32 protein-coding genes are annotated in these 26,752 nt (G+C 26.8%); all 32 read left to right on the forward strand.

Annotated features, from left to right (window positions below; all coding sequences use genetic code 11):
• The first annotated feature begins 10 nt into the window (after nt 1–10).
• The 32 genes from hslV (at nt 11) to E0D94_RS08390 (ending at nt 26,752) form a co-directional block, all read left to right on the forward strand.
• Nucleotides 11–541 carry an HslVU peptidase proteolytic subunit gene (gene hslV / locus E0D94_RS08235; RefSeq protein WP_130806953.1) on the forward strand — a complete coding sequence of 177 codons (531 nt, stop codon included), beginning with the start codon at nt 11–13 and terminating at the stop codon, nt 539–541.
• Nucleotides 542–552: 11 nt separating this feature from the next.
• A complete protein-coding gene (gene hslU / locus E0D94_RS08240) occupies nt 553–1,932 on the forward strand; it encodes an ATP-dependent protease ATPase subunit HslU (protein ID WP_130806955.1) in 1,380 nt (459 codons plus the stop codon).
• A 220-nt stretch (nt 1,933–2,152) separates the two neighbouring features.
• Nucleotides 2,153–2,560 (forward strand): flagellar basal body rod protein FlgB, encoded by a 408-nt coding sequence (gene flgB, locus E0D94_RS08245; protein WP_242620501.1) that lies wholly within the window; start codon nt 2,153–2,155, stop codon nt 2,558–2,560.
• 2 nt (nt 2,561–2,562) lie between these two features.
• Nucleotides 2,563–3,000 carry a flagellar basal body rod protein FlgC gene (gene flgC, locus E0D94_RS08250; protein WP_130806957.1) on the forward strand — a complete coding sequence of 146 codons (438 nt, stop codon included), beginning with the start codon at nt 2,563–2,565 and terminating at the stop codon, nt 2,998–3,000.
• Nucleotides 3,001–3,010: 10 nt separating this feature from the next.
• Nucleotides 3,011–3,301, forward strand: a complete 291-nt coding sequence (gene fliE, locus E0D94_RS08255) for a flagellar hook-basal body complex protein FliE (protein ID WP_130806959.1) — start codon at nt 3,011–3,013, stop codon at nt 3,299–3,301.
• A 26-nt stretch (nt 3,302–3,327) separates the two neighbouring features.
• Nucleotides 3,328–4,866, forward strand: coding sequence for a flagellar basal-body MS-ring/collar protein FliF (gene fliF / locus E0D94_RS08260; protein WP_130806961.1), 1,539 nt, complete (start codon nt 3,328–3,330; stop codon nt 4,864–4,866).
• 11 nt (nt 4,867–4,877) lie between these two features.
• Nucleotides 4,878–5,885: a flagellar motor switch protein FliG gene (gene fliG, locus E0D94_RS08265; protein WP_130806963.1), complete on the forward strand. Its 1,008-nt coding sequence runs from the start codon at nt 4,878–4,880 to the stop codon at nt 5,883–5,885.
• On the forward strand, nt 5,878–6,633 hold the full coding sequence (locus tag E0D94_RS08270) for a FliH/SctL family protein (protein WP_130806966.1): 756 nt from the start codon (nt 5,878–5,880) through the stop codon (nt 6,631–6,633). The genes fliG and E0D94_RS08270 overlap by 8 nt, the downstream gene beginning before the upstream one ends.
• 6 nt (nt 6,634–6,639) lie before the next feature.
• Complete coding sequence (fliI, locus tag E0D94_RS08275) at nt 6,640–7,950, forward strand: flagellar protein export ATPase FliI (protein ID WP_130806968.1); 1,311 nt, start codon at nt 6,640–6,642, stop codon at nt 7,948–7,950.
• Nucleotides 7,951–7,966: 16 nt separating this feature from the next.
• Nucleotides 7,967–8,404 (forward strand): flagellar export protein FliJ, encoded by a 438-nt coding sequence (gene fliJ, locus E0D94_RS08280; protein ID WP_130806970.1) that lies wholly within the window; start codon nt 7,967–7,969, stop codon nt 8,402–8,404.
• 11 nt (nt 8,405–8,415) lie between these two features.
• A complete protein-coding gene (locus E0D94_RS08285) occupies nt 8,416–9,579 on the forward strand; it encodes a MotE family protein (protein WP_165442906.1) in 1,164 nt (387 codons plus the stop codon).
• An 18-nt stretch (nt 9,580–9,597) separates the two neighbouring features.
• Nucleotides 9,598–10,872 (forward strand): flagellar hook-length control protein FliK, encoded by a 1,275-nt coding sequence (locus E0D94_RS08290; RefSeq protein WP_130806974.1) that lies wholly within the window; start codon nt 9,598–9,600, stop codon nt 10,870–10,872.
• A gap of 10 nt (nt 10,873–10,882) precedes the next feature.
• Nucleotides 10,883–11,236 carry a flagellar hook capping FlgD N-terminal domain-containing protein gene (locus E0D94_RS08295; protein WP_130806976.1) on the forward strand — a complete coding sequence of 118 codons (354 nt, stop codon included), beginning with the start codon at nt 10,883–10,885 and terminating at the stop codon, nt 11,234–11,236.
• A 14-nt stretch (nt 11,237–11,250) separates the two neighbouring features.
• Nucleotides 11,251–11,607, forward strand: a complete 357-nt coding sequence (locus E0D94_RS08300) for a TIGR02530 family flagellar biosynthesis protein (RefSeq protein WP_130806978.1) — start codon at nt 11,251–11,253, stop codon at nt 11,605–11,607.
• A 75-nt stretch (nt 11,608–11,682) separates the two neighbouring features.
• Nucleotides 11,683–12,966 (forward strand): flagellar hook protein FlgE, encoded by a 1,284-nt coding sequence (locus E0D94_RS08305; protein WP_130806980.1) that lies wholly within the window; start codon nt 11,683–11,685, stop codon nt 12,964–12,966.
• A 46-nt stretch (nt 12,967–13,012) separates the two neighbouring features.
• Nucleotides 13,013–13,201 carry a flagellar FlbD family protein gene (locus E0D94_RS08310; RefSeq protein WP_130806982.1) on the forward strand — a complete coding sequence of 63 codons (189 nt, stop codon included), beginning with the start codon at nt 13,013–13,015 and terminating at the stop codon, nt 13,199–13,201.
• A 19-nt stretch (nt 13,202–13,220) separates the two neighbouring features.
• The gene (locus tag E0D94_RS08315; RefSeq protein WP_130806984.1) at nt 13,221–14,006 is read left to right on the forward strand and encodes a flagellar motor protein; all 786 of its coding nucleotides are present in this window, start codon (nt 13,221–13,223) and stop codon (nt 14,004–14,006) included.
• Entirely contained in the window at nt 14,006–14,728 is a 723-nt protein-coding gene (locus E0D94_RS08320) for a flagellar motor protein MotB (protein WP_130806986.1), read from the forward strand. Before E0D94_RS08315 ends, E0D94_RS08320 begins: the two co-directional genes overlap by 1 nt.
• Nucleotides 14,729–14,741: 13 nt before the next feature.
• Complete coding sequence (locus tag E0D94_RS08325; protein ID WP_130806988.1) at nt 14,742–15,155, forward strand: flagellar basal body-associated FliL family protein; 414 nt, start codon at nt 14,742–14,744, stop codon at nt 15,153–15,155.
• 14 nt (nt 15,156–15,169) lie between these two features.
• Nucleotides 15,170–16,171 carry a flagellar motor switch protein FliM gene (gene fliM / locus E0D94_RS08330; RefSeq protein WP_130806990.1) on the forward strand — a complete coding sequence of 334 codons (1,002 nt, stop codon included), beginning with the start codon at nt 15,170–15,172 and terminating at the stop codon, nt 16,169–16,171.
• Nucleotides 16,164–17,294: a flagellar motor switch phosphatase FliY gene (fliY, locus tag E0D94_RS08335; RefSeq protein WP_130806994.1), complete on the forward strand. Its 1,131-nt coding sequence runs from the start codon at nt 16,164–16,166 to the stop codon at nt 17,292–17,294. The genes fliM and fliY overlap by 8 nt, the downstream gene beginning before the upstream one ends.
• 12 nt (nt 17,295–17,306) lie before the next feature.
• Nucleotides 17,307–17,669: a response regulator gene (locus E0D94_RS08340; RefSeq protein ID WP_130806996.1), complete on the forward strand. Its 363-nt coding sequence runs from the start codon at nt 17,307–17,309 to the stop codon at nt 17,667–17,669.
• Nucleotides 17,670–17,677: 8 nt separating this feature from the next.
• Nucleotides 17,678–18,133, forward strand: a complete 456-nt coding sequence (locus E0D94_RS08345) for a flagellar biosynthetic protein FliO (protein WP_130806998.1) — start codon at nt 17,678–17,680, stop codon at nt 18,131–18,133.
• A gap of 3 nt (nt 18,134–18,136) precedes the next feature.
• The gene (fliP, locus tag E0D94_RS08350; protein ID WP_130807000.1) at nt 18,137–18,895 is read left to right on the forward strand and encodes a flagellar type III secretion system pore protein FliP; all 759 of its coding nucleotides are present in this window, start codon (nt 18,137–18,139) and stop codon (nt 18,893–18,895) included.
• Between the two features lie 10 nt (nt 18,896–18,905).
• Nucleotides 18,906–19,175 (forward strand): flagellar biosynthesis protein FliQ, encoded by a 270-nt coding sequence (gene fliQ, locus E0D94_RS08355; protein WP_130807002.1) that lies wholly within the window; start codon nt 18,906–18,908, stop codon nt 19,173–19,175.
• Nucleotides 19,176–19,185: 10 nt separating this feature from the next.
• Complete coding sequence (gene fliR, locus E0D94_RS08360) at nt 19,186–19,968, forward strand: flagellar biosynthetic protein FliR (protein WP_130807004.1); 783 nt, start codon at nt 19,186–19,188, stop codon at nt 19,966–19,968.
• 6 nt (nt 19,969–19,974) lie between these two features.
• Nucleotides 19,975–21,072: a flagellar biosynthesis protein FlhB gene (gene flhB / locus E0D94_RS08365; protein WP_130807006.1), complete on the forward strand. Its 1,098-nt coding sequence runs from the start codon at nt 19,975–19,977 to the stop codon at nt 21,070–21,072.
• Entirely contained in the window at nt 21,072–23,105 is a 2,034-nt protein-coding gene (flhA, locus tag E0D94_RS08370) for a flagellar biosynthesis protein FlhA (protein WP_423213397.1), read from the forward strand. Before flhB ends, flhA begins: the two co-directional genes overlap by 1 nt.
• Nucleotides 23,105–24,199 (forward strand): flagellar biosynthesis protein FlhF, encoded by a 1,095-nt coding sequence (locus tag E0D94_RS08375; protein ID WP_130807008.1) that lies wholly within the window; start codon nt 23,105–23,107, stop codon nt 24,197–24,199. Before flhA ends, E0D94_RS08375 begins: the two co-directional genes overlap by 1 nt.
• Complete coding sequence (locus E0D94_RS08380) at nt 24,200–25,075, forward strand: MinD/ParA family protein (protein ID WP_130807010.1); 876 nt, start codon at nt 24,200–24,202, stop codon at nt 25,073–25,075.
• A gap of 1 nt (nt 25,076) precedes the next feature.
• A complete protein-coding gene (locus E0D94_RS08385; protein ID WP_130807014.1) occupies nt 25,077–25,706 on the forward strand; it encodes a flagellar brake protein in 630 nt (209 codons plus the stop codon).
• A gap of 2 nt (nt 25,707–25,708) precedes the next feature.
• On the forward strand, nt 25,709–26,752 hold the full coding sequence (locus E0D94_RS08390; RefSeq protein WP_130807016.1) for a protein-glutamate methylesterase/protein-glutamine glutaminase: 1,044 nt from the start codon (nt 25,709–25,711) through the stop codon (nt 26,750–26,752).

Here is a 26,752-nt window from a genome sequence, read left to right on the forward strand (position 1 = left end):
TGTTTATAAAATGTTAAGAGCTACTACAATTATAGCTGTAAGAAAAGATGGTAAATTAGCATTTGCAGGTGATGGTCAGGTAACGATGGGTGATAAGACTATAATGAAAAGTACTGCAAAGAAAATAAGAAAATTATATAATGATAATGTAATAGTTGGATTTGCAGGCTCAGTAGCAGATGCTATAACATTGTCTGATAAACTAGAAGAAAAACTTCAACAATTTAATGGGAATTTGACTAGAGCTGCTGTTGACCTAGCACAAGAATGGCGTGGAGATAAGGTTTTGAGAAAATTAGAAGCCATGCTGATAGCAGGTGATAGTGAAAATCTTTTGGTTATATCTGGTGGTGGAGAGGTTATAGAACCAGACCAAGGTTTAGTTGCAATAGGGTCAGGGGGAAATTATGCATTTGCTGCTGGTAAAGCTTTAATGGAGAACACTGACCTTAATTCAAAAGAAATAGCTTATAAATCTATAAAAATAGCTTCACAAATTTGTGTATTTACTAATGATAATATTATAACAGAAGAGTTTTAGGAGGTAATTGGATGAATGAATATACACCTATTGAGATAGTAGAAAAATTAGATAACTACATTATAGGTCAAAAGAAAGCTAAACGTTCAGTAGCAGTTGCACTTAGAAACAGGTATAGAAGAAATAAATTAAATGATGAATTTAAAGAAGAAGTTAAACCTAAGAATATAATTATGGAAGGGCCAACTGGAGTTGGAAAAACAGAAATAGCTAGAAGACTTGCAAGATTAGTAAATGCACCTTTTGTAAAAGTTGAAGCTACTAAATTTACTGAAGTTGGATATGTAGGAAGAGATGTAGAATCTATGGTCAGAGATTTAGTTGAAACATCAATACGATTAGTTAAAAATGAAAAAATTTCTGAAGTATATAATAAAGCAGAAGAATTAGCAGAAAAAAGAATTTTGAAAATATTAATAAATGGACCTGAAAAAAAGAAAGAAAAAAACCAAAATCCTTTTGAAGCTTTCTTTGGTTCAACGAATAATGAAGAAGATAATGATGTTGATAGAAAAGATGATATTGGAGATAGAAAAACTATAAAAAACAAATTGAAAAATAAAGAACTAGAAGATAAATATGTAGAAATATTAGTTGAAGAGACACATTCTCAACCTATAGGAATGATGGGAGCAATGGGGATGGATGATATGAATATGAATGATATATTTTCAGGAATACTACCTAAGAAAAAGAAAAATAGAAAAGTAACTATTAAAGAAGCTAGAAAAATTCTTGCTAATGAAGAAGCACAAAAGATGATTGATATAGATGATATTAATTCTATAGCCATAGAAAAAGCAGAAAATAGTGGTATTATATTTATTGATGAAATTGATAAAATTGCAGCTAGAAATGGATCAGGACCTGATGTTTCTAGAGAAGGAGTCCAAAGAGATATATTACCAATAATAGAAGGTTCTACTGTTATGAGTAAATATGGTCCTATAAAAACAGACCATATTCTGTTTATTGCTGCAGGTGCATTTCATGTTTCTAAGGTTACTGATTTAATTCCTGAAATTCAAGGAAGATTTCCTATAAGAGTAAAACTTGATAATCTTACACAAGATAATTTTAAAGAAATATTAACAAAACCTCAAAATGCTTTAATTAAACAATATAAGCATTTATTGAAAACAGAAGGAGTAGATTTAATATTTACTGATGATGGAATTTCAGAGATAGCAAAGATAGCATTCTTAGTAAATGATCAAACAGAAAATATTGGAGCAAGAAGATTGTATACTATACTTGAAGAATTATTAGAAGAAATTTCTTTTGATGCATCTTTATATGAAGGCAAAGAATTTACTATTGATAGAAAATATGTAAATGAAAAATTAAAACATGATATAGAGCAAATTGATTTATCAAAATATATACTATAAAAAAGTAGCCCTTGGGCTACTTTTTTATAGTAGGACTTAACTCCTATTTTTAAGTGTCATCTTTTTACTTTTTGTCATAAAAACTGGTATTTATGCCATTTGTAAAAAAAATACGTCATAATTCTATAATAACCTACAATATAAAACAAGAAAAACTATTTATTTTATACTGGATTTATATTACAATAGTAAAGAAGCATCAAGGTGGGGGGTGAATATTTTGTTAAATGGTGTTTTTAATAATATGAATTTAATGAATACAGCTTTAGATGGATATTCAAAAAGAAATGAAGCCATAAACAATAATATATCTAATGTAAATACTCCTGGATATAAAAAAAATAAAGTGAGTTTTGAAGAAAATTTAAAAGAACAATTAAATATGGGTAATAGTTTAAAATTAAATACAACGAATAGTAGGCATATAGGTTTTAAAAATAAGCAAATAAATACAGATATAAAAATAACAAAAGATAATTCTTATTCAACTAGAAATGATGGTAATAATGTAAATATTGATGTTGAAATGGCTAATCTTACAAAAAATACAATGTTATATAATGCTATTGCAAGACAAGTTTCAAATGAATCTAAAAAAATTAGAAATATTATAAGAGAGGGGAGATAAGAATGAGCTTATTTAGTTCAATAAACATTAGTTCTACTGGTATGACTGCTGAAAGAACTAGAATGGATGTTATATCAGAGAATATTTCAAATGCAAACACTACAAGGACTAGTAGTGGCACTCCTTATAAAAGAAAATTAGTAGTTTTTAGTGAAAGTAAACCTAAATTTTCTGATGTTTTAAATGATACATTGAGTAAATCAAATAAAAGTAATGGAGTTAAAATAACAGCAATAAAAGAGGATGATTCTCCATATAAAGTTGTTTATGAACCAGGTCATCCAGATGCTAATGAAAATGGTTATGTAGAAATGCCAAATGTAGATATTACTAAAGAAATGGTTGATATGATATCAGCTACACGTGCGTATGAAGCTAATATAACTGCACTAAATTCTTCTAAATCTATGTTTATGAAGGCATTAGATATAGGAAGATAAGGAGGAAGTTATGAAAATACAAGGTTTATCAAACACTATTAGTCAATCAATTAACAATTTAGATAATAATTCTAAAAGCAAAATTAATTTTGGGGAATTTTTAGATCAACAGTTAAGTAAAGTTAATTCATTGCAAAAACAAGATGAAGATTATAAAAAGATGCTTGCAATTGGAGAAGTTGATAATATACATAATGCTATGATAGCAACAGAAAAAGCGGATTTAGCCTTGCAATTAACTCTAAGTATAGAAAATAAGCTTATGGATGCTTATAAAGAAATTATGAGAATGCAAATATAAGTATTATGGGAATGGAGTGAATTTAATTGGCTGAAACTATAGAGAAAGCCAAAAATCAATTGTTAGATTTTTGGTCTAATTTGGAAAAAAAGAATAAATATAAGATAATAATTGGAATACTTTTATTATTAATAGTTTTTACAGGAATAATCTTTTTTATTACAAGAACAGAATATGAAATATTATATAGTGATCTTTCTAAAAAAGATGCAGGTATTATAACAACTAAGTTAGATGAACAATCTATGGATTGGAAATTTGGTGAAAATGAAACTACAATACTTGTTCCTAAAGAGAATAAGTCTAAAATAATGATTGATTTAGCATCAGAAGGCTTACCAAAAGAAGGATATAGTATACTTGACGCTTTGAATGAAACAAGTTGGACTATGACAGAGTATGAGAAAAAAGAAAGAGTAAAATATGCTGTAGAAAGTCAGATTTCTTCTACTATTTCTCAAATTGAAGGTATTGAAGAATCAAATGTAATTGTAGATATTCCAGAGGATACTAATTTCATGAATGAAAATGAGATTTCCACTGCTTCTGTTTTTGTTACATTGACTGATACTACACCATTAAATAACGAAAAGGTTGTAGCAATTCAAACTTTAGTTTCAAGTTCTTTTAAAGATATGACAATTGAAAATGTAAATATAATAGATGACTCAGGTAGATCATATTCAGATACTGAAGAAAACATGGAAAATTATAATGTAACTGATCAACTTGGAATGAAACAAGGCTTTGAAAATAAACTAAATAATAGTATAACTAGATTTTTAGAAAACCTTTTTGGAAGTTCTAATGTTGATGTTAGATCAAATGTAAATATGAATTTTGATAGTGAAATTACTAATATTATAGAATTTACCCCACCAATTGAAGATCAAACAGAAGGATTAATTAGAAGTATGGAAAAAATAGAAGAACATACTGTAGGTGGAATTTCTGAAGATCCAGTTGGTACTGAATCTAATGTAGAAGATACTACTGATTATGTAACTGATGATAATGCTTCTTCTAAATATGATAAAGCAAGTGAAGTTATTAACTATGAACTAAATGAAATAAATAGACAAATTAAAAAATCTCCAGGTGAGGTGGAGTCAGTTACTGTTGCAATACTTATAAATGAAAAGGCTATAGATGGTGAGTTGACAGGTGAAAGACAAAAAGAAATAGAAGAATTAATATATGCCGCTACAGGAATTAATACACAAGAAGTTGTAGTTAGTACAGGTGAATTTAATAAACCTGAAGTTGCTAGTGCTCCTAATTCAAATAATAATTTAGCAAGTTTACCTTCATGGTCATATGTTTTAATTGGTTCTTTAATTTTAGGTATAATTATTATTGGAATTTTAGTATATAGGCGTAGAAATAAAAAAGATTCATTAGAGGAAAATATGTCTATGGATAGTGAAATTGATAGTAACGAATATATTGAAGATATAGATTTTGAAACAGAAAAGTCACAATATAAATCTAAAATAAATGACTTTGTAAAGAAAAAACCAGATGCTGTTGCTCAATTATTGAGAAGTTGGCTCAATGAAGAATAGAGGTGGTAGATATGAGTCCAAAGCAATATTTATCAGGTAAAGAAAAGGCAGCAATATTATTAATAAGTTTAGGGCCTGAAAAATCAGCAGAAATATTTAAACATTTAAATGAAGAGGAAATTGAAGAATTAACATTAGAGATAGCAAATATGAGAAAGGTATCCCCTGAAGATAAAGAGAAAACTGTAGAAGACTTTTATCAAATGTGTTTAGCTCAAGAATATATATCTGAAGGTGGAATTAATTATGCTAAAGATGTTTTAGAAAGAGCACTTGGAGGACAACAGGCGCTAAATATTATAAACAAACTAACAACTTCCCTTCAAGTTAGACCTTTTGAATTTATTAGAAAGGCTGATCCTGGACAACTATTAAATTATATTCAGAATGAACATCCTCAAACAATAGCGTTGATTCTTTCTTATTTGTCTCCAAGTCAATCAGGACAAATATTATCTAATCTAAGTAGTAATAAGCAATCAGAAGTAGCAAAGAGAATTGCGCTTATGGACAGAACATCTCCTGAGATTATAAAAGAAGTAGAAAGAATACTTGAAAGTAAATTTTCAAATATGGTTAGTCAAGATTATACTTCAGCAGGGGGAATAGAATCAATTGTTTCTATTTTAAATTCTGTTGATAGAGGGACAGAAAAATATATAATGGAAGAATTAGAATTAGATGATGTAGAGCTATCTGAAGAAATAAGAAAAAGAATGTTTGTGTTTGAAGATATAGTTAATTTAGATAGTAAGTCTATTCAAAGGTTTATCAGAGAGATTGATAATAGTGAATGGTCTATAGCTTTAAAAGGTGCTAGTGAAGAAGTGAAAGAAGTTATTTTTGCTAATATGTCTAAACGATTAGTTGAAATTATAAAGGAAGATATGGAGTTTATGGGTCCTGTAAGACTTAAAGATATCGAAGAATCTCAGCAAAATATTGTTAGTGTAATTAGAAAGCTTGAAGATGCTGGAGAAATTATTACTCCAAGGGGAGGAGATGAAGTAATTGTCTAGAATTATAAAGTCTCCTTTAGTATCAGAAATTTATAATCAGAGAACAAATAAAAAAAGCAGTGAAAATGAAGTAAAAGAAATGGAGAATTTCAAGAAAAATATTATAAAAGATACATTACTTAAACAAAAGAACATATTAGAAAAAGCTAACATTAATGCTCAGGACATTATTAGTAAAGCTGAAGAACGGTCAAAAAAAATGTTAGAAGAAAACAATAAAAAAGGAATTCAATTATTAGAGGATTATAAAAAACAAGGATATAATGATGGCTTTGAACAAGGATATAAAAAAGGTTATGAGGAAGGTAATGAAGAGTCAAATTTATTGATACAAGAAGCTTTATCTATTAAAAATGAAAATTTGAATCGAAGGAGAGAATTATTATCAGATTTAGAAAAAAATATAATAGACCTTGTAATAGATTCTTGTTACAAAATTATCAATAGATTGTATGAAGATGATAAAGAAATTATTTTATCAATTATTCAAAAGGGACTTGATAATCTAACTAATACAAAAAGGTTAATAATAAAAACTAGCAGTGATGATTTTGATTTCTTAGATATGTATAAAGAAAAGATTCTATCTATGGCGCACAATGTAGAAGAAGTTGATATTGTACTAGATAAGAACTTAAAAAAAGGTGGTATAATTTTAGAAACCTTAAATGGTAGTGTAGATGTAAGTATAGATACACAGCTAGAGAAATTAAAGTTGATTTTAAAAGATCTATTAGATAGTGAGTGATGTTTTATGATAAATCTTGAAAAATATAAAAAAGAGATACATAGAAATGAATTTATAAAATATAGAGGTGAAGTAACTAAAATCACTGGTCTTACAGTTGAAGCTAATGGCCCTTTATCCAAAATTGGAGAGTTATGTTATATTTATCCGTATAATAAAACTATACCAATAATGAGTGAAGTTGTAGGGTTTAAAGAAGAGAGAATATTATTAATGCCTCTTGGAGAAATGGAAGGTATTGGACCTGGAAGTACTGTAGTTGCTACTGGGGATTCATTGAAAGTTGGAGTATCTTATGAGTTAGTTGGAAGAGTACTAGATGGGATGGGTAATCCAATAGATGGTAAGGGTCCACTAAAAATTAAAACTAAATATCCAGTTTCAAATCTTCCACCAAATCCATTAGATAGAAACAAGATAACTGAAGTATTACCTCTAGGAATAAAGGCAATAGACGGCATGTTAACTTGTGGCAAAGGTCAAAGGATAGGGATATTTGCAGGTAGTGGAGTTGGCAAGAGTACTTTAATGGGAATGATTGCAAGAAATGCTTCATCTGATGTGAATGTTATAGGTTTAATTGGTGAGAGAGGAAGAGAAGTAAGAGAGTTTATTGAGAATGATTTAAAGGAAGAAGGACTTGAGAGAACAGTATTGGTAGTGGCAACGTCTGATCAACCTGCATTAGTGAGGATGAAAGGTGCCCTTTTAACTACTGCTATTGCTGAGTACTTTAGAGATAATGGTGAGAATGTAATGTTATTAATGGATTCTCTTACAAGATTTGCTATGGCACAAAGAGAAGTTGGACTAGCTATAGGAGAACCTCCAGTAACTAGAGGTTTTACTCCTTCCGTTTTTGCTGTATTACCTAGATTACTTGAAAGAGCAGGAAATTCTGATAAAGGGACAATTACAGCTTTATATACCGTATTAGTAGATGGAGATGATATGAACGAGCCTATAACAGACACTGTAAGGGGTATCTTAGATGGACATATTGTACTTTCAAGAGATTTCGCAAATAAAAATCATTATCCAGCAATAGATGTATTAGCAAGTATCAGCAGGGTTATGCCTAATATTGTTAATGAAGATCATAAAAATATTTCTAATGAGTTAAAGGATATATTGGCAACTTATAAATCATCAGAGGATTTAATAAACATAGGTGCTTATAAATCAGGTTCAAATGGGAAAATTGATAGATCTATAAAATTAATAGATAATATAAATTCATTTTTAAAACAAGATGTTTTGGAGAATTTTTCTTATGATAATGTTATAGATATGATGAAAAATATTATAAATAAGTAAAGTGGGTGACTAAAATATGGGAAATTATAATTATAAGTTGCAAACTGTTTTAGATTTTAAGTCTTCTGTACAAGATCAAATGATGTTAAAGTATAGTAATGCTAAAAAAGAGCTAGAAAATTCTGAGAAAAGATTAAACGAATTTCTAGAAGATAAAAGAAAAATTGAAAACGAAAAAGATAATTTAGATTATATTAAGACTATAAAAGATTTAAAAAATTATAATTCATATATAGAACAATCAAATTATAAAATAAATAATCAAAAGAAAATGATCAATGACGTAAAAGAGGAAGTAAATGAAGCAAAAGATAATTTAATAACGGCATCAAAAGATAAGAAGGTGTTTGAAAAATTAAAGGAGAATGATTACAAAAAACATTTAAATTTAATGAAAAAAAAGGAATCTATTACAGTTGATGAAATTGTAACGTTTATTAGTTGTAATAATTAATGGGTGATTATATGAAAAATGAAGGTATAAAAAAAGGATTTAAAATATTAATAGTTATAGTTATTGTTTTTATAGTTATACCTATTACATCATTAGCAATTTTATATAGCACTAATAGAGATTTTAAGATGGAAGCTAATAAATATCTAAGAATAATCCCTGGACCTATAGGTAATTATTTTAATCAATATCCTACAACAGCTGAAGCCAATGACAAAGTTTTTTATATTGCAGAATACTACAATGCAATTAGTGAAGAAAGTGCTGCAGACAAATTATTTATAGTAAAAAAAGATAATGAAGAACTATATTATCAAATAGTTCAAGCTATGAATAAAATCTCACCAGAAAAAACAGAAGAAACTATAAAAAAAGTTAGAAATATTGAATTAAGAAAAGATCCTTTAATCTCTGTTTATGATGAAATAGACTCTGAAAAAAAAGATGAATTAAAAGAAGATATTAAAAAGATTGAAAGTAAAGAGTTACTAGTTGCTAAAAAGATAATATTAGAGTATTATAATGATCAAAATTTTCAAAGGGTAAATGATATATTTGAAAATATTTCAACATCTAAAACCATAGATCTATTATATTATTTTAATGAAGATATTTATGATTATATACTTAACAACTTAGAAAAAAGTAAAGCTATAGAAGTAAATATTGGATTGACAGAGAAAGAGTTAGAATATGAAAAATTACTTAGACAAAGTGAAATTTATCAGGTCAATAAAGTAAGTGATACAATTAAAGAAATTGGAAATGATGATAATTATAATTTAAATCAACTAGCTATTATTTATTTGAATCTTACTATTGATAAGGCAGCTAACGTACTTGTAGAAATAGATGATGATGAGTTTCAAAAAGAACTTTTTACAGAAATGAGAAATATTGAATTGCTTAATGAGGAATTAGATTCAAAAATTGTAAAATTGGCCAGTAAGATTGAAGATATTAAAAAGTATAAAACTAAAATTGAAGATTTAGTTAAAGTGTATCAAAAAATGGATAGCGAATCTCTTTCTGTAATAATTGAAGATTTATTTAAAGAAAATAGCAAATTAGTAGTTGATGTATTAGATAAAATGAATGAGAAAAAAGTAGCTGAAATACTTAGTTTTATTGATTCAGATACTGCAAATCAGATATCTAAACAATTAACTACATAATTAATATATTGAAAGGGGGTGAATAGAATAGAGGGTATTAATTTAATTCCAAATAAAAATCTAATAAAAACTGATGGAGGTAAACAAAAAAAATCAGAAGAAAAGGATTCTAATTTTTATAATTTATTAAATGAGCAAGTAGATTCTAATGAAAATAATAAATTAAAAAAATATGAATTTAAACTTGATGAGAAAAAGAGTAATAAAGAAAAAGATGAAATTAAAAATACAGATATCTTTTTTGTTACTAATTTCAATGCTCAGACAGAAGATTCTTTAGAATTTAATTTTCAAAGTAAAGACGAAGTGATTATATCAAAAGAAATATTAGAAGAAATTAATATGTTAATGGAAAACTTAAATTTAAAAGAAACTAATAACGACAAAATGAATATTATGCAAAAAATAAAAGAATTAGTTTTGAATATGGAAACAATTAATCTTGATGATATTTCAATTTCTAAAGAAATACAACCACTTTTAAAACAATTAGATGGAAAAATATCAGTAACAGAAGGATCAAATGATACTTTATTTATTGAAAATGAATTAAACAAAATATTAAAAGAATTAAATACTAAACTTAACTTAGAACAAAATAAAGTCAGTAAAATAGAAGAAAATATTAAAAAAGAAGTTGAAAATTATAATTTAGTAAATAATGAACTTAATGAAAAAGAGCAATCAAAGTCTAATATTTATACTTTTGAAAAAGATATAAACTTAGATAAACAACCTAAATCTCAAAATAATATTGTCGATGAAAATATTATTTTGAAACAAGACAATATTGATCTAAACAAAAATATTATGAATGTAACTAAGGTTACAAGCAAAGATAATCTTTCATCTAACATTATGGAAAAATATAATATACTAGAACAAATTAATTCAAATATTAAATTCATTGATAATGAAGGTGTCAAAATAGCAAGAATAAATTTGAATCCAGAATCATTAGGAAAAATAATGATAAAATTAGATATGGATGAAGGTAATATTATAGGAAGAATATTAGTTGAGAATACAGATGTTAAAAATTTATTAGAAAATAATATAAATAGTTTAAAAGAAACTTTTTCTTCAAAAGGTATCTTATTAAAAGAAATGAATGTAACAGTTGGGCAAGAAAGCTTTTCTAATGGAGATCAACAGAATTTTTTCAAAAAATATTATTCTAAAAGAAAAAACAAATCTAATTTGGAGAAAGATGAAAGCGAGTATGAAGAATTAATATTTAATAATTATGGTAGAGATTATATTGTAAATGGTTCTTTAGATATAAAAGCATAAGGAGGAAATTATGAGTGTAAATAGTACGAACAATTATGTAAACAATACAAGTAATTATAGTAACAATACTAAAAATGCTAAAAATACTTTAAATAATAGTAGTATGTTAGGAAAAGATTCTTTTTTACAACTGTTAGTTACACAAATTAAGAATCAAGATCCTTTAAAACCATTGGAAGATAAAGAATTTATAGCACAGATGGCTCAATTTAGTGCTTTAGAACAAACACAGAATTTAAATATAACAATGCAAAATTCACAAAATAATATTATTCAAGAAATCAAAGAAATCAAAGAAGCATTAGAAGAAATTAAAGATGGATATGAAAATGTAGATGGAGACGGAGATGAAGATACCATCTAATATGGAGTGAAAAAATGAAAACATACAATATACATCATGTTAATCAAAAAGTTCATCAAAAAAATAATAAAAATTTAAAAAGTAATATTTCTTTTGAGGATGTATTAGATAATATAAATAACATAAAATTTTCAAAACATGCTATGAAAAGAATAGATGATAGAAATATATCTATAGATAAGAAAGATGTAGAAAAAATTAATACTGCTATAAATAATGCAAGAGAAAAAGGTATAGATCAAGCTTTGATTTTAATGGATAATAAAGCATTTATAGCTAGTGTTACTAAAAATACAATAATTACAACTATTAATAGAAATAATTTAAAAGATAATGTTTTTACAAATATTGATGGAGCCGTGATTATATAGCTGGACCTTAAAGGAAGCTAATAATATCTGATTTATAGAGGATATTACACGGATAAAAAAGGAGGAAGTTTTAAAATGATGAGTTCAATGTATTCAGGTGTATCAGGTTTAAAGATGCATCAGAAAAAAATGGATGTTATAGGAAATAATATTGCAAATGTAAATACTTTAGGGTATAAAAAAGGACAAGTTACTTTCAAAGAAGTATTTAGTCAAACAGTAAAAGGAGCAGGTGGGGCTCAAGGTGGAAAAGGTGGTACAAATCCTCAACAAGTTGGATTAGGAGGTCAGTTAGGGTCTATTAATACAATACATACCCAAGGTGCAGTACAAAGAACTGATAATCCTACAGATTTAATGATAGATCGTGATGGCTATTTTATTATTTCTGATGATGCAAGTTTAAACAATAGGTACTACACAAGAGCAGGAAACTTTGATGTGGATTATAATGGGAATCTTGTCACTTCAGATGGCTTTAAGGTATTAGGATATGATAATGGTGAATTATCTCCTATACAAATTAATCTTACTGAAACTGTAGAACCAAAAGCATCAAGTTATATAGAAATAATAGGGAATTTAGATTCTAGACAAGAAATAAGCACTGGCACAGATCCAGATAATGATGAAATTTACTATACTGATACAATTATAAAAGATAGTTTAGGAAATTCTTACAAGGTTAATATGGAATTTAGTAAGGAAAGTGATAATAACTGGAGCTTAAACATAAAAGGTGTAGAGAATATTGACAGTGGAGATATGGTACCTATATCAAATGATGTAAGTGATATAAAATTGAACTTTGATAATAATGGTAAACTAATATCAGCTGATAGTTTTGACATTGAGTTTGATAATGCTAATGGTATTATATTTGGGACACCAGGTGATAATAAAGTGTCTATTGATTTATCAGGAATAAATCAATATGCAAATGAAAACTCTGCTAAAGGATTTGATGGAGGTAAAGATGGAAGTTTAGCTGGATATTCATCTGGAGTTCTAAAAGGATTTTCAATTGATAACTTTGGTATTATCACAGGAACATTTACAAATGGTATAAATAAAAGTTTAGCTCAAATTGGACTAGCAAAATTCGACAATAATGCAGGACTTGAGAAAATTGGTAATAACGCCTATAAAACTACTGCAAATTCTGGAGAAGCTCAAATTGGTACAGCTTCTAGTAATGGTTTTGGTTCAATTAATGCTGGAGCTCTAGAAATGTCAAATGTAGATTTATCTTTAGAATTTACTGAAATGATAACTACTCAAAGAGGATTTCAAGCTAATTCTAGAATAATAACTACTTCTGATGAAATGCTTCAAGAATTGGTTAATCTTAAAAGATAATATATTGGCCTAGATTAATTTCTAGGCCAAATAAAAGAGGTGAAGTATGATAGAGTTATCTAGAATAAATGGAGAAATCATTTTTATTAACATTGACCTTATTGAAATAGTTGAAGAAACTCCAAATACAGTAATTAAGTTAACAAATGGAAATAAATACATAGTTAGAGAAAGTGGGAAAGAAATTATAAATAAGATAATAGCTTTTAAACAAAAAGTTAAAAAGTTATTATAGGCAAAGTGAGGTGTTAAATTTGGATTTAGGAACAGCTATTGGATTTATACTAGGAATTGTATTTATTATATATGGAATATTACTTTCAGGAGATATAATTACATTTTTAAATTTTGAATCTATATTGATTGTTTTAGGTGGTACCATAGCAGCTACTTTCATAAGTTTTCCTTTAAACAAGGTAACAGCATCTATTAAAGTTGTTAAAAATGCTTTTACAGATAAAAAAAGTGAACAAGTAGAAATAATAAAGCAAATAATTAATCTAGCAAATATTGCAAGAAAAGAGGGGTTACTTGCTTTAGAGGACGCCAGTGAAGATTTATCAGATGATTTTTTAAAAAAGGGTATTCTTTTAATAATTGATGGTACAGATCCAGAACTTGTTAAAAATATTTTGGAGACTGAATTAATATTTATAGAGGATAGACATCTAGAAGGACAAAACATATTTGAAACTATGGCAACTTTTTCACCAGCATTTGGTATGATAGGTACACTTATTGGACTTATAAACATGTTGCAAGAACTTGATGATCCATCAACTGTAGGACCAAATATGGCAGTTGCACTTATTACAACTTTTTATGGTACAGTTTTAGCAAATCTTATATTTCAACCTATAGCTAATAAGTTGAAAGGTAGAAGTAAAAAAGAATTAGCTATAAAAGAAATGATAATTGAAGGACTATTGTCTATTCAAGCAGGAGAAAATCCACGTATTATTGAAGAAAAATTAAATACATTTATAGCTCCAAATATGAGAAAGAATATTAATGAATTAGGTGAAAGTGAGGTTGCATAATGAGAAGGAGAAATAAAAGTTCTTCTAATGGTTCTAATTGGCTTGCAACTTATTCTGACCTTGTAACATTATTATTATGCTTTTTTGTATTATTATTTAGTTTTTCAACTGTAGATGCTAAGAAGTTTAGAGAAATAATGAATTCATTTCAAGGTAGTACTGGAGTGTTAACTGGAGGTCAAATATTAGAAGAAATGGATTATGATAATCCTGAAGCTGATGAGTTAGAATCTGAAAATGAAGAATTAAAAGAAATAAAAGAATATCTTGAAGATTATACATCTGAGAACAACCTAAATGATAAAGTTAAAATGACTCTTAATGAACGAGGTTTAATAATTAGGACAATGGATAATGTGTTTTTTGATTCAGGTAAAGCTGAAATCAAACCTGAATCAAAAGAGATACTAATATTTATTGGGGATATATTAAATAAGGAAGAGTTAAAGGAAAAACAAGTTAAGGTTGAAGGGCATACAGATGATGTAATAATAAATTCAGAAAAATTTCCTTCTAATTGGGAACTCTCAGTAATAAGAGCAACTAATGTATTAAGACTTTTTGTAGAACAAATTGGAATTTCACCTGATAGAATATCTGCTTCAGGATATGGTCCTAATAGACCTATTGTTAAGAATGATAACAGGGTTAATAGAGCTAGAAATAGAAGAGTTGATATAATAATTTTAAAATCAGAAGAAAATAAATTAGAACCAAAGTAAAAGGTGGGATAAAATGTCTTTTAAAAAAATATTGATTATAGTAATTATTATTTTTATGTTATTGATTATTGTCTCTGGCACAGTTTTTGGGATACTGTTTATGAAAAGTGATGATGAATCTAAAGAATCAGAAGAATATTATTTTAATGTAGGAGAAATTTATAGTAATGTAGCAGATTCTAGGAGAATAGTGAAACTAAACTTAACTATTTCAGCTACAAATGAAAAATTAATAGAAGAATTTAATGAAAAATCTTTTTTAATAAAAGATGAATTATACAAAATATTAACAAATAAAAAAATAGATGATATACAAGGAAAAGAAAGTCAAGCATTATTAAAGAAAGAAATTATTAAAAATCTTGAAAAAAAATTTTCAACTGATAAAATATCAAATATTTATTTTGATGAAATAATTGTACAATAAAGGGGGTAGATAGTTTGTCAGAAGTATTATCCCAAAACGAAATTGATGCACTATTAAATGCGCTTAATACTGGAGAAGTAGATGTATCTGATATGAAAGAAGAGACATCTGAAAAAAAGGTTAAAGCATACGATTTTAGAAATCCAAAAAAAATTGCAAAGGATCAGCTTAGAACATTAGAAATAATAAATGAAAATTTCGGAAGACTATTTCAAACTTTTTTATCAGGTCATTTAAGATCTCCTGTTCAAATATCTGTTTTAACAGTAGATCAATATGCCTATAGTGAATTTAGTAATGCGATAGTTAATCCTGCATTTTTGTCAATTATTGACTTTAATCCATTGCCTGGAGAAATAATAATTGACATTTCATCTAATATAGCATTTACTATAGTAGACAGATTACTAGGTGGAGTTGGAGAAAAAGTAGATGAAAAAAGAAACTTTACTGAGATAGAACAAACATTATTACAAAATTTAATGTCTAAAAGTATGAATTTATTATCTAGAGCATGGGAAAATGTAATAGAAATAAATCCTATTTTTAAAAAAATAGAAACAAATCCTCAATTTGCTCAAATTGTATCACCAAATGAAACAATTGCTCTTATAACTCTTAGTATAAGTATTGGGAAAGTTGAAGGTATGATAAATTTTTGTATTCCTCATGTAATTTTAGAACCTATTTTAGAAAAACTTAGTACTAAATTGTGGTTTTCTAGAAGCGAAAGAAAAGGTAAAGATAACAGTAATAATATTAACTCAATAGAAAGAAGTTTAAAATCTGCTAAAGTAGAAGTAAAAGCTGAAATTGGCAGATCAATTTTGAGTGTTGCAGAAATTCAAGGATTATCTCAAGGTGATGTAATTGAATTAGATAATTTTAATGGTAACAATTCTAGAATAAAAATAGGAACAAATTTAAAGTTTTATTGTGAACCGGGAAGTATTGGTAATAATATAGCAGTAAAAATAACATCAGTAAAAAGAGAGGGTGACGAAGAAGATGAATAATAATATGCTTTCTCAAGAAGAGATAGATGCATTATTGAATGGTAATTTAGATGATGATGTATCAGATTCACAAACAGACGAAAGTAACAATAATGATATTATGTTAACTGAAGAAGAAATAGATGCTCTAGGTGAAATTGGTAATATAAGTATGGGGACTGCTGCAACAACACTTTTTACTTTGTTAGGTCAAAAAGTCACTATAACTACACCAAGGGTATCTACTACTAATATGAAAGAGTTAGCTAAAAATTACCCTAGTCCATATATAGCTGTAGATGTAAAATATAAAGTAGGATTAGAAGGTTCTAATTTACTAATATTAAAGACTAATGATGTCAAAGTTATAACGGACTTAATGATGGGTGGAAACGGAAAAAATGTTGATAAAGAATTAAATGATATGGACTTTAGTGCAATAAGTGAAGCAATGAATCAAATGGTAGGTTCATCTAGTACTTCTTTATCAGAGATGTTTAATCAAAAGATAGATATTGATCCTCCAAGGGCATTCAAAATTGAATTCGATAAAGATGTAAATGGTATTGAAGCATTGAATAAAGAATCTGAATTAGTAAAAATATCTTTTAGAATGATTATAGGAGATATTATTGATAGTGAAATAATGCAATTATTACCATTAGATTTTGCAAAGAAGCTTTTCACATCTTTATTTGATAAGGATGTAGAAGAAAGTGAAAAAACAGAAGAAAATAAACAGGAAAATATAGAATACAATACAAATATTAACAATGAATATGATAGTTATAAAAATGATAATGTAATGGAAGTAAAGAGTGATGATAAAGTAGAAGTTAAAAAATTTAACTTTAAAAACTTTGAATCAAACAATGATAAAAGATATAATGAAAGTATTGATTTAATACAAGATATTCCAATAGAAATAACTGTAGAGTTAGGAAGGACTATAAAAAAGATTAGTGAAGTTTTGGAATATGGTCCTGGAACTATAATTGAGTTGGACAAGTTAGTTGGAGAACCATTAGAGATAAAAGCTAATGGTCGTATAATAGCAAAAGGTGAAGTTGTTGTTATTGATGATAACTTTGGTGTTAGAGTTACAGATATATTAAGTTCATCTAAGACAATAAAAACGTTATAGGGAGGAAATAAAATGTCAAAAAGAATTTTAATAGTTGATGATGCTGCATTTATGAGAATGATGATAAAAGATATATTAAGTAAAAACGGTTATGAAATAGTAGGTGAAGCTGATAATGGTCAAAAAGCAATTGAGAAATTTAAAGAATTAAATCCTGATTTAGTTATAATGGATATAACTATGCCAGAAGTTGATGGTATTCAAGCAGTTAAAGAAATTAAAAAAATAGATAGTAACTCAAAAATTGTGATGTGTTCTGCAATGGGCCAACAAGCTATGGTAATAGAAGCAATACAGGCAGGAGCTAAAGACTTTATTGTAAAACCATTTCAAGCTGATAGAGTTATTGAAGCTGTAAATAAAGCAATAGGTTAGTGTAAATAATGGATAATTTTATAAACATATTATTTGCAATATTTTCTTTTGGAATAATTTTAGTACTTGCTTATTTCACAACTAAAATGGTAGCAATGAAAAGTACAAATATGAATAATGGGAAAAACATGGAGATAATTGATGTTTTAAATTTAGGTAATCATAAAAAGATATTACTTGTGAAAATATTAGGAAAGATATATGTTATTGGAACTTCAAATAATAGTGGTTTTAATAAAATAGATGAAATTCAAGATGAAGATATAATTAATAATTTATCGAATTCAAATTATCATAAATCTGATTTTGATAATTTGCTAAAAAGCAAATTATCTTTCATTAATAAAAATCAAGACCCAAATGAAGAATTGCCATATAATAATCTTAATAAGCTAGACAAATTAAAAGATAAACTAAAAGAATTAAAATTAAGTAATAGTTCTGATATAACAAAGGATGAGTAGCAAATGAAGATGAAAACTGTATTTCTCTTGATAATTTTAATTATATTTCTAACTGGAAATGTTTATGCTGAGCCAGAAATATCATTATTTGGAAAAGATATAACTATAAATGATAGTGAAAACCCAGAGGATTATGTTGTAGGCTTACAAATATTACTTGTATTAGCAGTGCTTACATTAGCTCCTGCCATACTTATAATGATGAGTAGCTTTACTAGAATCATAATAGTTTTATCATTTATAAGAAATGCATTGGGAACACAACAAACACCACCTAATCAAGTTTTATTAGGACTAGCCTTATTTTTAACTTTCTTTGTTATGGCTCCCATAGCAAGTGATATAAATGAAAATTCACTTCAACCATATTTAAATGAGGAAATAGAGCAGTCTGAAGCAATTCAAAAAGCTATAAATCCTTTGAGAAATTTCATGTATAATCAAACTAGAGACAAAGATTTAGCTCTTTTTATGGAACTTTCAAATTTAGATAGTGAAGACATATCTGGAAAATCAGACATACCTACTACAACATTGATTCCTGCATTTATAATAAGTGAATTGAAAACTGCTTTTCAAATTAGTTTCATATTATTTATACCATTTTTAATAATTGATATGGTTGTAGCAAGTACTCTTATGTCTATGGGAATGATGATGCTTCCACCGGTTATGATATCTTTACCATTTAAAATTCTGTTATTTATAATGGTAGATGGTTGGAATCTTGTTATTAGATCATTAATAAGTGGGTTTAATTAGGAGTGATTAAATGAGTCAAGGAGATGTGATTAAGTTAGCTCAAGATGCTATGTTTTCAATCTTAATATTATCGGCACCAATGCTAGGATTTGGTTTGTTAGTAGGGCTATTAGTTAGTATATTTCAAGCTACTACTCAAATTCAAGAGGCAACACTTGCATTTATACCTAAAATTATAGCAGTATTGGTTGCTTTTATAGTATTTGGACCTTGGATACTTACATATATAGTAGAGTTTACTGAAGATCTTTTTAATAATATAAATGTTTATATAAAATAGGATGATATATATGGATTCAACACAATTAATTTTTTCTGAATACAATTTATTTTTATTAATATTTGTAAGGATGACAGGGATATTTATAATAACTCCTATATTTAGCAGAAATAATATACCCAAAATATTAAAAGTTTCATTTGCATTTATTGTATCATTAATAGCATTTAATACCTTAGTTCAACAAGGTATAGAAGTAGATAATAGTATAAGTTTTATTATTCAGATTGCTAAAGAATTGAGTATAGGATTAATAGTAGGGTTTATTTCCTATCTGTTTTTTATTTCACTATTTATAGCTGGTCAAATAATTGATACTCAAGTAGGCTTTGGAATGGTGAATGTATTTGATCCAGCTCATAATACTCAAGTACCTATTACGGGAAATTTCTATTATATATTAGCTTTATTAGTTTTCTTTACTATAAATGGACATCATTGGTTTTTGGAAGCTATAGTTAAGTCTTATTCAATATTACCACTGGGAAATATTAGTATGACAAAAGATATATTATATCAAATAATAGATATTTTTACTGAAATATTCAATATTGGATTTAAGATAAGTAGTCCTATACTTGCAACTGTATTTTTAATAAATGTGTTATTAGGAGTATTAGCAAAAACTGTTCCACAGATGAATGTTTTTGTTGTTGGTATGCCTCTTAAAATATTAATAGGTATTATTACAATATTTCTTACTTTACCTATTTACTTAATTGCATTAGAACATATTTTTGATAATATGTCAGGAGAAATTTTTAATTTTTTTAAATTACTTAAGAGAGGTTAATTTTCTATGAAAGAATATAAATTAGATTTACAGCTGTTTTCTTCAGAAGAAAAAACTGAAAAACCTACTCCTAAAAAAAGAAAAGAAGCTCGTGAAAAAGGACAAGTATTACAGAGTAAAGAGTTAAGTACTGCAATATTATTATTAGTTGCATTTTTAGGGTTAAAAATTTTTGGAGAATATATTCTTGAACAATTAACAATATTTTCAACAAAAATTTTTTCTGATCTTAGTATACATGAAAATCTTTATAAACAAGATAATTTATCAATATTTTTTATGGATATTATATCAATAACTGCTAAAATTGTAATACCATTATTAGCAACAATATTTTTGACAGCTTTAATAGTTAGTTATATGCAAGTTGGATTTTTATTTACTACAAAGACCTTAAGCTTTAAATTAAACAGGTTGAACCCTATAGAGGGATTCAAAAAAATATTTTCCACCAAATCCCTTGTAGAATTAGTGAAATCGAGTGTGAAGATTTTTATAATAGGGTATGTGGTTGCAAAGTATATTTATGATAATTTTAATATAATCTATGAACTGTTTAATTTAAATGTAATGGAGATAACAAAAAGCATATCTTCATTAGCATTTGGAATAGTAATCAGAGCTGGAGGTATTTTAATTTTGTTGGCTGCTTTTGATTATTGGTATCAATGGTTTCAACATGAAAAGAACTTGAAGATGTCAAAACAAGAAGTTAAGCAAGAAAGCAAACAGTCAGATGGAGATCCACTTATTAAATCTAAAATTAAAGAAAAACAAAGACAAATGGCTATGAGTAGAATGATGCAAGATATTCCTGAAGCAGATGTTATTATAACTAATCCTACTCATTATGCAATTGCTTTAAAATATGATAAAAATAAGTATGAAGCTCCATACATTTTAGCAAAAGGCAAAGATTTAATAGCAAAAAAAATAAAAGAAATAGCATATGAAGTAGATGTTCCTACAATAGAAAACAAACCCCTTGCTAGGAGCTTGTTTTCATCTTGTGAGATTGGAGATTGTGTTCCTGAAGAATTATATCAAGCTGTAGCTGAAGTACTTGCATATGTGTATAATTTAAATAATATTGGAAGGAGTTAATGATGAAATTCGGAGATATAATTGTAGCATTAGGTGTAATTGCAATCATAATTATTATAATAATTCCAGTAAATGAAAGTGTATTAGATATATTATTAAGTTTAAATATCTCATTAGCTTTATTAATACTACTTCTTGCAATGTATATTGACAATGCATTAAGCTTTTCAATATTTCCTTCTCTACTATTGATTACAACTATGTTTAGATTGTCCCTTAATATATCAAGTACTAGAATGATACTTTCAAAGGGAGATGCAGGAAGTGTTATTGAGTCTTTCGGAGGCATAGTAATACAGGGAAATCCAGTTGTAGGTTTTATAATATTTTTAATTATTGTTATAATACAATTTATTGTAATAACAAAAGGTTCTGAGAGAGTTGCTGAAGTAGCTGCTAGGTTTACACTTGATGCAATGCCAGGAAAACAAATGGCAATCGATGCAGATTTAAATTCAGGGTTAATAAATGATATAGAAGCTAGAGATAGAAGAAAAAATATTCAAAAAGAAGCAGATTTTTATGGTGCTATGGATGGAGCAAGTAAATTTGTCAAAGGAGATGCAATAGCAGGTATTATAATTACTGTATTAAATATAGCAGCTGGTTTTGCTATAGGAATGATAACATTAGATTTAACACTAACAGAATCTCTTGCAAAATTTACTACTTTAACTGTTGGCGATGGACTTGTAAGTCAAATACCTGCATTATTGATTTCAACAGCTACAGGTATTGTAGTTACTAGAGCAGCATCTGATTCTAATTTAGGAAATGATATAATAAGCCAATTATTTTCATCACATCCTAGAGTAATGTTTTTAGTATCTGGTGTTCTATACTTTTTAGGATTAGTAGGTCTTCCAACTATTCCATTTTTCTTATTAGGAACAGTCTTTTTGGTATTAGGACTTGTTATGAGAAAAAATATAAAAAATGCTTTGGAATTAGAGGATGAACAAGAAGAAGAGATAGATCAAGAAGAAATAAGAAAGCCTGAAAATGTAAAATCATTATTAAAAGTTGAAGATATAGAATTAGAATTTGGATATGGAATAATACCATTAGCTGATTCAAATCAAGGTGGAGATCTTCTTGATAGAGTAGTAATGATTAGAAGACAAATTGCTCTTGAACTTGGTATTGTGGTACCAATGATAAGATTAAGAGATAATATACAATTGAATCCAAATCAATATTCAATAAAAATAAAAGGAGTAGAAGTGTCTAATGGGGAGTTAATGTTTGATCACTATCTTGCTATGAATCCAGGAACAGCAAGTGGAGAAATAGATGGTGTAGACACAGTTGAGCCTGCATTTGGTCTTCCTGCTAAGTGGATAAATCAAGAACAAAAAGAGAGAGCAGAAATTTTAGGTTATACTGTAGTTGATCCACCTTCAGTAATATCTACCCACCTAACTGAGATTATCAAGCAAAATATTGATGAATTATTAGGTCGCCAAGATGTAAAAAATTTAGTTGATAATATAAAAGAAGAACACCCCGCATTAGTTGAGGAAGTTATACCTAATATTATGACTATAGGAGAAATACAAAAGGTATTATCTAATTTACTTAAAGAGCAACTTTCAATTAGAGACATGGTAACAATATTAGAAACATTAGCTGATTATGGAACAATAACTAAAGACACTGATATGCTTACAGAATATGTTAGACAAAGATTTTCTAGATATATTACAAAAAAATATGTTGATGGCAAGAATCTAAATGTAATTACTTTAGATTCTCAACTTGAGCAACTAATAATGGATTCTATAAATCAGACTAATACTGGATCTTATTTATCATTAGAGCCACAAATGATTCAAAAAATACTTAATAATTTATCAAATAATATAAAGAAGTTAACATCAATTGGTGAGCAACCAATAATACTTACTGCACCTATTGTAAGATTATACTTTAAACAATTAACAGAACAAATTACTAATGATTTCATTGTTTTATCTTACAATGAGATTGATCCTTCTATTGAGATAAAGTCATTAGGGATGGTGAAATTATAATGAATATAAAAAGATATATTGGTAAAACCAATCATGAAGCTATGACTAAATTAAAAAGTGAATTAGGTAATGATGCTGTAATTCTTCATACAAGAAGAATTAAATCTAAAGGAATATTGGGTTTTTTTAAAAAACCTCTTATAGAAATTGTAGCTGCTAAAGAAGAAAATATAGATTTAAAAAAAGAAAATAATCAGAATCAAAGTTATAATAATGAAATATCAAAATTAAATATTGAAATTTCTAAATTAAGGAAAACAGTAGAAACAAATCTAGTTTCATCAAATGAAAATAAAAGTAAAATTAAAAATACTAGTAATATTGAATTAGAAGATATCAAAAAAATATTAACTAATAATGGTGTTTTGGAACAATATGCAATAAAAATATTAGAAGATATATCTAATAATTTTAATTTAAAAAACAAATCTAAAAATGAAATAATAGATATATTAAAGAAAAATATTAAAGTTATTTTAGGTGAAGCTAAACCAATAGAAATTGAGAATAAGTCAAAAGTTTTCTTTGTTGGAACTACTGGGGTTGGTAAAACAACAACTCTTGCAAAAATAGCTGCTGATTTGTCTTTAAATAAAAATAAAAGTATAGGGTTAGTAACTTCTGATACTTACAGAATAGCAGCAGTTGAACAATTAAAAGTATATAGTGAAATACTTAACTTGCCATTAGAAATAATATATAATCCTGAAGATATTTATGATTCAATGTCAAGATTTAAAGATAAAGATATAATTCTAGTTGATACAGCTGGCAGAAGTCATAAAGATAATGAAAAAATATCTGAATTAGAACAAATGATTGATACAGTAAATAATAAAGAAACATTTTTAGTTTTAAGTGTAAATACAGAATTTAATTCTCTAAAGGCTATTATTGATAAATACAGTAATATAGATAATATTAAAATTATTTTCACAAAATTAGATGAAACTGAAAAAATAGGAAATATATTAAATATAAGATTATATACTAAGTATCCAATATCATATTTAACAACAGGTCAAAATGTACCTGAAGATATACAAACATTCAATAATGATCATATTACTAATATGATAGTTGGTGACGATTAAATGAATGATCAAGCAGAGATGTTAAGGAAATTAATTATCAATAGAAACAAAGAAAAAGATTTAACTACCAAGATATTAACTATTACTAGTGGTAAAGGAGGAGTTGGGAAAACTAATTTCACTATTAACTTAGCATTATCATTATGTAAACTAGGGAAAAAAGTAGTTATACTGGATGCTGATATAGGATTTGCAAATGTAGATATATTATTAGGACTTGTCCCTCAATATACCTTATTAGATCTTTTATATAAAGATAAGGAAATAATGGACTTATTAGTTGAAGGTCCTTATGGTTTAAAAGTTATAGCTGGTGGTACAGGTTTAAATGATATAATGTATCTAAGTGATAAAGAAACAAATAAACTAATTAACAAATTTTTAAAGCTAGAAGAAATAGCGGACTTTATTATAATAGATACAAGTGCAGGCATATCTGAGATGTCTCTAAATTTTATTCGTTCTTCAGATGAAATTATATTAATTACAACACCTGAGCCTACATCTATTACTGATGGGTATTCAATGCTTAAAGTAATTAATAACTATGTTGATATAGATAAGATTCACATAGTAATCAACAGAGTAATAAAACATGAAGAATATATACAATCTTTTAATAAATTAAGTAATGTTTCGAGAAAATTTTTAAATTTAGAACTAAATAATTTAGGGTTTTTATATGAGTCGAAATTATTAGTAGAGTCTGTTAGAAATCAACAACCTTTCGTTATATCTTATCCAAAGTCTGATATAAGTAAGAAAATTAATATCATTGCATCAAATTTAATTAATTATGATGCTTATAATCAATCTGATGGAATGAAAAAATTTATTAATAAAATTAAAAATTTTTTTAATAGAGGTGGTTATTAAATTGAAAAAAAATAAATCCACTCTTAAAATAGGAGATAAAATAGAAATACATATAGCTAATCAAAAATATGTAAGTCAAGTTATTAATGTTATAAATGAAAATATCTATATTATATTAGGACCAATTAAATTTGGGAGTATTATTAAAATCCCTAATGGCAAAGAAATTAAAATAATGTATTCCTTAAAAAATAAAGGCAGAATATGGTTTAACGGCATAGTTGAAAAAAGTTCTACTAATAATATCTATAAGTTACTTATAAGAAAAACTAGTGATGTTAATAAAGTTCAACAGAGACAATATTTCAGATTAAAAAAGATAATTGAAGTTGACATAACTAATGAAGTTAATAAGCCAATAAAAGGCTTTGCAGAAGATATTAGTGGAGAAGGGATGAAAATAGTTACAAAAGAGGATTTGAAATTAAATGATAAACTTAACATTGGGATTAATATAAATGATAAAAGTTTATCTATTACATCTAATATTGTTAGAAAAGTTTTCGACAATAGAACAGGAAATTATTACTATGGTATTTCTTTTGAAGAAATACATAAAGGATGTAAAGAAGATATTATTAAATTTATATTTGAAGAGCAACGTATATTGAGGAAAAAAGGATTGGAATAAATATGAAAAACATACTAGTTGTAGATGATTCTGCATTTATGAGAAAAATAATAACTGATATAATACAAAAAGATAAGGAATTAAGTGTAATTGATACAGCAAGAAATGGCATAGAAGCACTTGAAAAGCTAGAAAATTTAAATGTAGATTTAGTTACTCTTGATATTGAAATGCCTATATTAAATGGGATAGAAACATTAAAGAAAATCAAGGATAAACATAAAAATTTACCAGTTTTAATGGTAAGTAATTTAACTAAGCAAGGAGCAGAACTAACATTAAAAGCATTGGAAATTGGAGCTGTAGATTTTATAACTAAGCCTAACAATATCTTTAAAGTAAACTCAGAAGAAAAAAGCAGAGAAATTGTTAATAAAATTAAAGCTATAATATATTCAAAACCAAACATTGATATTAAACTAAACAAAAAAAATATTTGTTGTCAGCAAAATAATGTTTATAAAAATAATAAAGTGAAAAACATTGTTGGAATTGGATGTTCTACAGGAGGGCCAAGGGCTCTTCAGGAAATAATTTCTCAAATTAACTCTAATATAAATGCTACTATATTAATTGTTCAACATATGCCTAAAGGGTTCACTAAATCTTTAGCAGATAGATTAAATAATATATCAAATATATGTGTGAAAGAAGCTGAAAATGGTGAATATCTCCAAAATGGATATTGCTATATAGCTCCAGGAGATAAACATTTAGTAGTAATTAACTCTAATGATAAGATTGAAATACAATTAAAAGATGGTGGTCCAGTAAGTGGACATAAGCCTTCTGTTGATAAGTTAATTAGCTCTATTGCTGATTTAAAAGATATAAAAAAAATAGGTGTTATGCTAACAGGTATGGGGTCTGATGGAGCAAAAGGATTTAAAAAATTATCTGAATCAGGATCTTACAACATAGGACAAAATGAAGAAACATGTATAGTATATGGAATGCCTAAATCAGCATATAAAATTGGAGCTATTGATATAGAATTACCTTTACATAATATTGTAAATGAAATAGAAAAAAAATTGGAGGGTTAA

It is taken from the genome of Senegalia massiliensis, from assembly GCF_900626135.1.
In the GTDB taxonomy this organism is placed as follows: domain Bacteria; phylum Bacillota; class Clostridia; order Tissierellales; family SIT17; genus Anaeromonas; species Anaeromonas massiliensis.